This window comes from Staphylococcus sp. GW821-FHT11H10 (assembly GCF_058807855.1).
Window position 1 is genome coordinate 52,487 of sequence record NZ_JBXARC010000012.1, and the last position, 9,736, is coordinate 62,222.

The following is a 9,736-nucleotide window of genomic DNA, read 5'->3' on the forward strand; positions in this document are numbered from 1 at the left end:
GTGTACATAAATCAAAGAACGAAAGGACTTTCAGCTATGTTAACCAAAGAATTCGCTCAGCGTGTCGAACTAAGTGAAAAACAAGTCCGTAAGATAGTCCAACACTTAGAAGAACGTGGCTATCAACTTAGTAAGACAGAATATCGTGGCCGTGAAGCTACTGACTTTAAAGAAGAAGATATCGAACTTTTCCAAGATATCGCTGAAAAAGTAAAACAAACGAATAGCTATGATTTAGCTTTTGAAGAGCTTGAAAAAGAAAAAGACTTCTTACAAGTGATTGTCAAAGAAGATAATGAACAACTACCTGCTGATCAAGGTGCTACACAATTGGTAGAAGAATTGCGCACAGAAATTCAAAAAATGCGTGAAGAACGTCAAATGCTCGGTCAAATGATCAGCCAAGTTCACCAACAACAAACGGAATTAAAAGAACTTCAAAATCAAATCACTGAAAAATTAGATACTCACAATCAATCATTATTAGCTATTCAAAATTCACAAGAAGCCATCCAAACAGCTCAAAAAGAGCAATCTGAATACACTAAAAATAATTTAGTTAAAGAAATTAATGATAATAATCAACAATCTATTGATACTTTAAAAGAAGATATTAAAACGCAATCTTCTCTTAATAGACCTAATGATGAGAAGAAAGGTTTCTTTGCGAGATTATTTAATTTATAAAGACTTCAATTATTTAATGATTGATAACAGGACCTATTTGTCGCAATACTAACTCTTTATACAAAGGTGAGACAGAATTCATTTTGAATTCATTGTCTCACCTTTTTTCATTTCTATATTAATATGATTAACGATTTAAATCTTTAAATTATTTTAATTCAATTAACTATTGTGTGTTTTCAAAAACTTATAATTTATACTTTTTATTTCAACCTATTGAAATATAAAATAAATAGTATTATCCTTATTAAGTATGTCGGAATTAGAATATTCAAAGGAGACTAATTATGGGGACTTTTTTTACAGTTATTAATATTGTCGTTATGATATTGTTTTTAATTGGGTTATTCATAATGGCTAAAAAGCACGTCTCATTCCCTAAAAGAGTATTTACCGCATTAGGATTGGGAATTGTGTTTGGTATAGCGTTACATCTTATTTATGGAGCAAACTCCAAAGTACTTGAAACAACTACTGACTGGTTTAGTATTGTGGGAGACGGCTATGTGGCTTTGTTACAAATGATTGTAATGCCACTAATATTCATTTCAATTGTGTCAGCATTCAGTAAAATACAAATTGGTGATAAATTCGCTAAAATTGGTACTTATATTTTTATGTTTTTAATTGGTACTGTAGCTATAGCCGCTATAGTAGGAATTTTTTATGCCATTGTCTTTGGACTTGATGCCTCAAGCATTGATTTAGGTAGTGCAGAAAACTCAAGAGGAAGCGAAATTAGTAGCCAAGCCAAAGATCTGACTGCTAATACGTTACCACAGCAAATTCTTGAATTATTACCTAGCAATCCGTTCTTAGATTTCACTGGTCAGAGAACAACTTCTACAATTGCAGTGGTTATTTTTGCAATCTTTGTAGGATTTGCATATTTACGTGTTGCTCGCAAACAACCAGAAAGTGGTAGTTTGTTAAAACGCGGTATCGATGCTATATACGCATTAGTAATGTCTATCGTTACATTCGTTTTAAGACTAACACCATATGGTATCATCGCGATTATGGCATCTACAATCGCTACGAGTGATTTTCAAGCGATATGGACATTAGGTAAATTTATGATTGCATCTTATGCAGCATTAATCACAATGTACATTATCCATTTAATATTATTAGCAGTAATGGGAATCAATCCAGTGCGTTACGTTAAGAAAACTTTAGAAGTGCTTATATTTGCATTTACTTCTCGCTCAAGTGCTGGTGCATTACCTTTAAACATTCAAACTCAAACACAACGATTAGGTGTACCAGATGGTATCGCTAATTTCTCAGCATCATTCGGCTTATCAATAGGTCAAAATGGTTGTGCGGGTATTTATCCTGCTATGTTAGCCATTATGGTAGCACCAGTTGCAAATGTAGATATTGATTTACCATTTGTTCTTACATTAATTGGCGTTGTTATAATCAGTTCATTTGGTGTAGCTGGTGTCGGCGGTGGTGCAACTTTCGCATCTATCCTAGTATTATCAACTTTAAATCTACCAGTTGCACTTGCAGGGGTACTTATTTCAATAGAACCAATTATTGATATGGGACGTACTGCCCTTAATGTTAATGATTCAATATTAGCAGGTACTGGAACTGCAAAACTTACAGGTAATATGGATAAAGATAAATTCAATTCAAATGAATATGGAGATTTATCAACAAATTAATATTTAAAAAAAGCGTAGCTAAAACATTACAATGTTTATTTCGAACAATTGTAATCATTAGCTACGCTTTATTTATAAATAGCTTATTTTTTCATTAATCCAGATTTATTTAGCTCTTCCAACATATCTAAACGTGTTTTACCACTTAAGAACCCAGCAACTTGTTGTGACCATGTTTCTTGACGTTTTCCATTCGTACGTTCTTTATAATACTCACTGATTTCCTCATCATATTTCTGAATAGCTTCTCTTTGTTCTTTAGCATTGCTATTGTAAGCGTTTTTATGGAATACATGTTCAAACGGTAAACGTGGCTTAGGTGCACCATTTTCATCATCTGCTGGCTCGCCAACAGCCATTCCAAATAATGGAAAAGCATATTCAGGTAAATCTAAAATTTCTTTAACACGCGCAACATCATTTCGTAGTGAACCTAAGTAAACAATACCATAACCCATATCCTCAGCAGCTAAAGCAACATTTTCAGAAACTAATGCCACATCTATAGCCCCTACTAATAATCCTTCTGCCGATTCAAAAGAAGTTTGCATATCAAAGTCTACATTTTCATTTATTAAATTATGACGATAGTAATCTAAAACAAATACAAATAAATATCCATTATCGACAACATATGGCTGTCCTGAAACTTCTTTCAATTGTTTTTTAATTTCAGGATCATCTACACCTATAATTGAATATGTTTGTAAGTAACTAGACGTTGATGCGCTCTGCCCTGCTTCTACTAACTTTTGAACTGTTTCATCACTTAGTGCTTTATCTTTAAATTGTCTCACTGAGTGGTGTTTTTTCATCAAATCGTAAACATAGTCTGACATGATATCTACTCCTTCAAGTCTATTTATTACATCGTAACAATTTATATTTCATTTTGCTTTTATAAAGGTTTAACTATCTTCCGTAAAACATTTGCATGATAATAATTTTATAGTTATCATAATAGTAACAATTTTCAGATATTTAAGGAGAGATATCATGAGTCAAGCAAACAAAGAAGTATCAAACGCTTTATTTCAAGCATACATTTCAAAAGAACCTATCGAATTTGTAAGCAAAACATACAATCTAACTGAACCAGAAGCTTATAAAACACAAGATGATCTTATCCATCAAATTCAAGCCGAGAAGAATGTACCTGTCAAAGGTTATAAAGTTAGTATGACGAGTGCTGCAACTCAAGCAATTGCTAATACTAATGAACCAGCATACGGTACTATTTTATCTCATCAAGTCGTAGAAAACGGTCATGGTGTGTCTCTTACAACGTTATTTGCACCATTATTGGAGCCTGAAATTATTTTCGAATTAACTGCAGATTTACCTGAAGATGCTGATACACAAACGATATTAGAAAGCGTAAAAATCGCACCAGGCATCGAAATTCCAGATGCACGTTATAAAGATTGGTTCCCAAATTTCACTTTAGGTGATTTAATTTCTGATAATACAGCTACTGGACTTATTGTGGTTGGTGAACGTATCACACCTCTTGATTACGAGGCATTTGCTGATATTAATTTAAAGTTATTCAAGGATGATAACCAAATTGAAACGGGTCACTCTAGTGAAGTGCTTGGCAATCCAATTGAATCAGTAAAATGGTTAAACAAAAAATTACATTCTCATGGTAAATCATTAAAAAGAGGACAATTTATTTCTTCTGGAACCTTCATTTCTCCTTTAAATTTAGAAGAAGGTACTTATACTGCTGACTATGATAGAGTAGGATCTGTCACAGTTAAAGTTATTGATTAACTGACTATTTAAGTTATAAAGAACCAACCCATACATTAGCCATTATTGAACGGGATATGAAATCTTCATAATTAATGTTGATTTCTATTCCGTTTTTTTAATTATTCATATTATTTATTATCAAAAAAATAAGTTTAGTTGAGAATGGAAAAGGTTAATTGATATTCAGAAGCACTTTTAAAATAACATTTTCAAAATAAACACTAAAACTTTAACACATATTTACTTTCTCAATATATGATTCAAAAAACCTATTTGAACAATGTTAAATCAACATTTTAATGGTTATAAGTGCATTAAGTTGACGAATAAGAAATAGCATGTGATAATAATACTTAAGAAATTAGAATTATTATAAACAAGCAATAATTATTATGTAGTTCTAATTAATATTCATGATAATCAGGAGGAATTTAAGTTATGTCATTAATCAATAAAGAAATTCTACCATTCATAGCGCAAGCTTATGATCCTAAAAAAGACGAATTCAAAGAAGTAAGCCAAGATGATTTAAAAGGTTCTTGGAGCGTAGTATGTTTCTACCCAGCTGACTTCTCATTCGTATGCCCAACTGAATTAGAAGATTTACAAAACCAATATGATAAGTTACAAGACTTAGGTGTAAATGTATTCTCAGTATCAACTGATACTCATTTCGTACACAAAGCTTGGCATGATCATTCAGATGCAATCAGTAAAATCCAATATCAAATGATCGGTGACCCTTCTCAAACAATCACTCGTAATTTTGATGTATTAGATGAAGAAGCTGGTCTAGCTCAACGTGGTACTTTCATCATTGATCCAGACGGCGTTGTTCAAGCAGCTGAAATAAATGCAGATGGTATTGGCCGTGACGCAAGCACATTAGTAAATAAAATCAAAGCCGCTCAATATGTACGTCAACATCCAGGTGAAGTATGCCCAGCTAAATGGGAAGAAGGTTCTGAATCATTACAACCAGGATTAGACTTAGTAGGTAAAATTTAAGGAGGCATTAAAGAATGCTTAATGCTGATTTAAAACAACAATTACAACAACTTTTAGGACTAATGGAAGGCGATGTAGAATTCAGAGCTAGTATCGGTTCTGACGACAAATCTAAAGAACTTAAAGAACTTTTAGATGAAATCGCTGAAATGTCTGAGCATATAACAATCGTAGAAAAAGAATTAAAACGTACACCAAGCTTCTCAGTCAGCAAACCTGATGAAGAAGCTGGCGTAACGTTTGCCGGAATTCCATTAGGTCATGAATTTAATTCACTTGTATTAGCAATTTTACAAGTAAGTGGTCGTGCACCTAAAGAGAAACAATCAATTATTGATCAAATTAAAGGTTTAGAAGGTAAATACAACTTTGAAACCTACGTTAGTTTGACATGTCAAAAATGTCCTGACGTTGTTCAAGCATTAAATCTAATGAGCGTTGTTAACCCTAATATCACTCATACAATGATTGATGGTTCTGTATTCCGTGAAGAATCAGAAGATATCATGGCTGTGCCAGCTGTATTCTTAGATGGTGAAGAATTCGGCAATGGACGTATGACTATTTCAGATATCTTAACTAAATTAGGTAGTACCCAAGATGCTTCTGAATTCGAAGGTAAAGATCCATACGATGTTTTAATCATCGGTGGTGGTCCAGCTAGTGGTAGTGCCGCAATTTATACGGCTCGTAAAGGATTACGTACAGGTATTATTGCTGACCGTATTGGTGGTCAAGTTAATGATACTGCTGGCATCGAAAACTTTATCACTGTAAAAGAAACAACAGGTTCTCAATTCTCAGCTAATTTAGCTGCTCATATTGAAGAATATGATATTGATACAATGACAGGCATCCGTGCTACTAATATCGAGAAGACAGACCAAGCTATTCGTGTAACACTTGAAAATAATGCAGTTTTAGAAACTAAGACCGCTATTATTTCAACAGGTGCAAGCTGGCGTAAACTTAACATTCCTGGTGAAGATCGCTTAATCAATAAAGGTGTTGCTTTCTGCCCTCACTGTGATGGTCCTTTATTTGAAAACAAAGACGTTGCAGTTATCGGCGGAGGAAACTCTGGTGTTGAAGCTGCTATCGACTTAGCAGGAATTGTTAAACATGTTACTTTATTCGAATATTCATCAGAACTTAAAGCAGACACTGTATTACAAGATCGTTTACGTTCACTATCAAACGTAGATATCCACACTAATGCAAGAACTGCTGAAGTATTAGGTGAAGATCATGTAACTGGTATCAGCTATGAAGATTTAAATTCTGGCGAAATGAAAGAATTAAGTTTAGATGGTATCTTCGTTCAAATCGGACTAGTTCCAAACACAAGTTGGATTGGTGATGCAGTTGAACTAAATAACCGTGGCGAAGTTGTTATTGACCGTAATAACAACACAAACGTTCCAGGTATATTTGCTGCTGGTGACGTTACCGATCAGAAAAATAAACAAATTATTATTTCTATGGGTGCAGGTGCCAATGCGGCATTAAATGCATTTGATTATATCATTAGAAACTAATAATCTTTTTAGGATATTTTAGAAGTTTATTTACTTCACATTTATCCATATTAAACACTTAACCTATCAAATATCTTCATATATAGCAGAGACGTTTCTTACAAGCGTCTCTGTTTTTTTATGTGAGGGTTGTCTTATTGATTCTAAAGATAAGGGTCTTGTTTTGCTAGATGTTTTATTTTAAATTAAAAACAAAATATATAAATCGATAAATGCCACAAATTGTTCATAGATGACTATGAATTTAAGTACTTAACGTTCAATTATTTTTCGATAAATGATAATCTATTATTATGTAAAATTATAGTTGCGTTACTAATAAAGGAGATTTATAAAACTATGAAGAAGAATATATTAATAGGTCTCTTTTTATCATTATTACTAACATTAAGTGCTTGTGCACCTGAGGATGATAATGATACAACAGACCATCATAGTAATGGCGTCAATGCACCAAAACACGCTAAAAATTTAACAGAAAGTGATATTTTCACTTCAAATAAAGAGAACCAAAAACTTAGCGAAGATGAAATGAATAAAGCCATTAAAAAATATTTAGATGTTAATAGCGATATTTTAGATAATAAATACGTGATGCAAAGTCAAATTGACCGACAAAGTACAGGACAAACAAGAGTCACTGATAAACAAGCTAAAAAGCTCAGCAAATTATCAAACTTAGCTGTTAAAAATGATTTACATTTCAAAAAATTCGTTAAAAACAATACCTTACCTTCTGGGTATAAGGAAAACACTGAGCGTATTATTAATTATTTCCATGCCTTAAATAGCACAATCGCAGACGTAGATAAGAGCATTGAGCAGCTTAATTATGAACCACAAAATACAATTAACGTTGTCGATGTGCCTACACATTATGCAGGTGATGTAAATGGTAAACAACAAGATAAAATTCAAAAATTCTTAGACGATAAAAATATTAAATCTGACGTTTTAGATAAATAAAACGTTGTGACTGACATACTTTTCTAGGCACATAAAAATCCAAACCGTTAAAATATGCGGTTTGGATTTTTGCGTGTTAATTAATTGTTATTATACATTTTACACTTCTAAAAAGTATGGTTTACAATTTTCGACATTGTAATCTAATGCTTCTTCTTCACCAATTACATTGAAATATGCAAATATACAACGAATAACTACTTGATGTGCTACGATTACAATTGTTTCATCGTCACTCATATTCATTTGTTCAAAGAATTGATGAACTCTATGATATACATCTCTATAACTTTCACCCTTAGGCGCTTTTTGAGTGAAACTATGACGAAAATCTTTATATTCAGGATCGTTAAAGTAACGATGATATTGCGCATCTTGCATTAACTTATCTTTATACTCACCTTCAAATACGCCTAAAGAACGTTCTCGAAGCAATGAAGTGACAGTAGAAGGTATGTCATAAGGAAAGATATAACGATAGGTTTCCTGTGTTCGTGTTAAATCAGATATATAAACATGATCAATACGTTTGTCTTTGAAGTAGCTTTCCAAATTTTTTGCGCCTTCAATACCTTTCTTGGTTAATGGCACATCTAATTGACCACAGAAATAAGCTCGATTATGTTTATTATCATAATTTGATTGTGATTCTCCATGTCTCACTAAATATAATTTCATATACTACAATCCTTTACTGAAATTTAACTACTCTTGCTTAATAATAAATTAATTGATAATCCAATTAAAATAAAACCTACAGTATAATCAAATATAGCTTTTACTTTAGGCTGACTGAATAATAATTTAATATATTGAAATACAAGTACACAGAATAAAAACCAAATTAAGATAACCATAATGACTGCTAAAGATAAAATGGCTACTTGTGATTTCACTTCAATTCCGCCAGTTGACAAAAATTGTGGTAAAACACTCACATAATAAAGTAACGCTTTAGGATTCAAAATTGTGCTTAGAAAGCCTTGTCGATATGAGGTAAAACAACTCACATCATTGACTTTAATACCACCCGTATTAAAGTTCATCGACTGACGAGCTGAACGAATACTTTGTACGCCAAGATAAATCAGATAACATGCACCTAGTATTTTTATAATCAAAAATACGTAATATAAACTTGTAAGAATATATATAATCCCCAATACAGCTAACGATGAATAAATGATATGAGCAGAAGTAATACCTAAAGCTGCCATAGAACCATTTAGTTTGCCCGAATGGATTGTGTTTTTCATGACAATCAAAAAGTCTGGACCAGGTACAATGATAATAAGTAGTGTAATAGTAATAAACGTTATTATGCCATCCATATATACATCCTCTTCAATCAAATATTATAAAAATTATGCCATAACTTAAACAAATATGTAAGCCTACGGATAGTTTAAATGTTAATAGGCGACACAATCATTTTAAGTTTAAAAAATAACTTGAATATAACTTTTTACAAATAATAGTACTAAACGAAATTTTTTTATATTTTAAACACTTTTTATTGTCATTATGGTAGGTAACATGATAGTATTAGGGTGTAGTTAATTAATAACTACAAAGTCTTTTATATTCATGAACATAATACTCCTGGGTGACGCCTTAACCCGACGTCACCCTCTTTTTATGCCCAATTTTAAACTATAACCCCTCAAAAAGATAAGTGAAATGATAATCATTAACATTTAAGTAAAATTACTGTCATCATGCATTTTTACATGCTACATTATAACTAAGTAATCACACTTATTGGGGGGGAATCAATAATGGAATTACTAGGTTATAAAATGGTAAACGACGAACTCATGGCAACTGTTAAATCGGATCACGGACATATATTTAGGTATTCATTTAAAATTGAAACGCCTGAGTATGAAATTCTGGAAGTATTAGAAGAAGTTAATAGGCACGTTGATAATGGTAGACATCCACTAGGATGTGAGATTATAAAGAACTATGATTTTGAAGATATTCATAACAATCAGGCTTTAATTAATTAAAATTTCATTAAATCAAAGAGTCTGGGACATAAACCCTAGAGAAATAGCCAGTAAATGAGTTTTAACAAATTCATTTACTGGCTTCTTTATT

Annotated in this window: 9 protein-coding genes and 1 pseudogene; 7 read left to right on the plus strand and 3 right to left on the minus strand. The window is 32.1% G+C overall.

The genetic code is table 11. The annotated features are described in order from the left end of the window. Nucleotides 1–36: 36 nt before the first annotated feature. Both AC1RRU_RS08070 and AC1RRU_RS08075 read left to right on the plus strand, forming a co-directional pair. A pseudogene (locus AC1RRU_RS08070) lies at nt 37–535 on the plus strand (DNA-binding protein); the annotation flags it as partial. A gap of 439 nt (nt 536–974) precedes the next feature. Continuing rightward, complete coding sequence (locus AC1RRU_RS08075; protein WP_011276835.1) at nt 975–2,363, plus strand: L-cystine transporter; 1,389 nt, start codon at nt 975–977, stop codon at nt 2,361–2,363. A gap of 83 nt (nt 2,364–2,446) precedes the next feature. On the opposite strand, the gene nfsA is transcribed toward AC1RRU_RS08075, so the two are convergent. Further along, nucleotides 2,447–3,202, minus strand: coding sequence for an oxygen-insensitive NADPH nitroreductase (gene nfsA, locus AC1RRU_RS08080; protein WP_016931190.1), 756 nt, complete (start codon nt 3,200–3,202; stop codon nt 2,447–2,449). Between the two features lie 157 nt (nt 3,203–3,359). On the opposite strand from nfsA, the gene AC1RRU_RS08085 reads away from it, so the two are divergent. The 4 genes from AC1RRU_RS08085 (at nt 3,360) to AC1RRU_RS08100 (ending at nt 7,633) form a co-directional block, all read left to right on the plus strand. Then, nucleotides 3,360–4,139, plus strand: coding sequence for a 2-keto-4-pentenoate hydratase (locus tag AC1RRU_RS08085; RefSeq protein WP_016931189.1), 780 nt, complete (start codon nt 3,360–3,362; stop codon nt 4,137–4,139). A 420-nt stretch (nt 4,140–4,559) separates the two neighbouring features. Continuing rightward, on the plus strand, nt 4,560–5,129 hold the full coding sequence (gene ahpC / locus AC1RRU_RS08090) for an alkyl hydroperoxide reductase subunit C (RefSeq protein ID WP_011276838.1): 570 nt from the start codon (nt 4,560–4,562) through the stop codon (nt 5,127–5,129). 14 nt (nt 5,130–5,143) lie between these two features. Further along, on the plus strand, nt 5,144–6,667 hold the full coding sequence (gene ahpF / locus AC1RRU_RS08095; RefSeq protein ID WP_016931188.1) for an alkyl hydroperoxide reductase subunit F: 1,524 nt from the start codon (nt 5,144–5,146) through the stop codon (nt 6,665–6,667). A gap of 339 nt (nt 6,668–7,006) precedes the next feature. Continuing rightward, on the plus strand, nt 7,007–7,633 hold the full coding sequence (locus AC1RRU_RS08100; protein WP_016931187.1) for an NDxxF motif lipoprotein: 627 nt from the start codon (nt 7,007–7,009) through the stop codon (nt 7,631–7,633). A 99-nt stretch (nt 7,634–7,732) separates the two neighbouring features. On the opposite strand, the gene AC1RRU_RS08105 is transcribed toward AC1RRU_RS08100, so the two are convergent. Both AC1RRU_RS08105 and AC1RRU_RS08110 read right to left on the minus strand, forming a co-directional pair. Beyond that, entirely contained in the window at nt 7,733–8,311 is a 579-nt protein-coding gene (locus tag AC1RRU_RS08105; protein WP_016931186.1) for a histidine phosphatase family protein, read from the minus strand. Nucleotides 8,312–8,334: 23 nt separating this feature from the next. Beyond that, a complete protein-coding gene (locus AC1RRU_RS08110; RefSeq protein ID WP_016931185.1) occupies nt 8,335–8,964 on the minus strand; it encodes a LysE family translocator in 630 nt (209 codons plus the stop codon). Nucleotides 8,965–9,411: 447 nt separating this feature from the next. Between AC1RRU_RS08110 and AC1RRU_RS08115 the strand changes: the two genes are divergently transcribed. Next, a complete protein-coding gene (locus AC1RRU_RS08115) occupies nt 9,412–9,645 on the plus strand; it encodes a hypothetical protein (protein WP_016931184.1) in 234 nt (77 codons plus the stop codon). The last annotated feature ends 91 nt before the right edge of the window (nt 9,646–9,736 follow it).

Coding starts and splice junctions, on each gene's coding strand:
- AC1RRU_RS08075 (WP_011276835.1), top strand. CDS start 975: ATGGGGACTTTTTTTACAGTTATTAATATTGTCGTTATGATATTGTTT.
- nfsA (WP_016931190.1), bottom strand. CDS start 3,202: ATGTCAGACTATGTTTACGATTTGATGAAAAAACACCACTCAGTGAGA.
- AC1RRU_RS08085 (WP_016931189.1), top strand. CDS start 3,360: ATGAGTCAAGCAAACAAAGAAGTATCAAACGCTTTATTTCAAGCATAC.
- ahpC (WP_011276838.1), top strand. CDS start 4,560: ATGTCATTAATCAATAAAGAAATTCTACCATTCATAGCGCAAGCTTAT.
- ahpF (WP_016931188.1), top strand. CDS start 5,144: ATGCTTAATGCTGATTTAAAACAACAATTACAACAACTTTTAGGACTA.
- AC1RRU_RS08100 (WP_016931187.1), top strand. CDS start 7,007: ATGAAGAAGAATATATTAATAGGTCTCTTTTTATCATTATTACTAACA.
- AC1RRU_RS08105 (WP_016931186.1), bottom strand. CDS start 8,311: ATGAAATTATATTTAGTGAGACATGGAGAATCACAATCAAATTATGAT.
- AC1RRU_RS08110 (WP_016931185.1), bottom strand. CDS start 8,964: ATGGATGGCATAATAACGTTTATTACTATTACACTACTTATTATCATT.
- AC1RRU_RS08115 (WP_016931184.1), top strand. CDS start 9,412: ATGGAATTACTAGGTTATAAAATGGTAAACGACGAACTCATGGCAACT.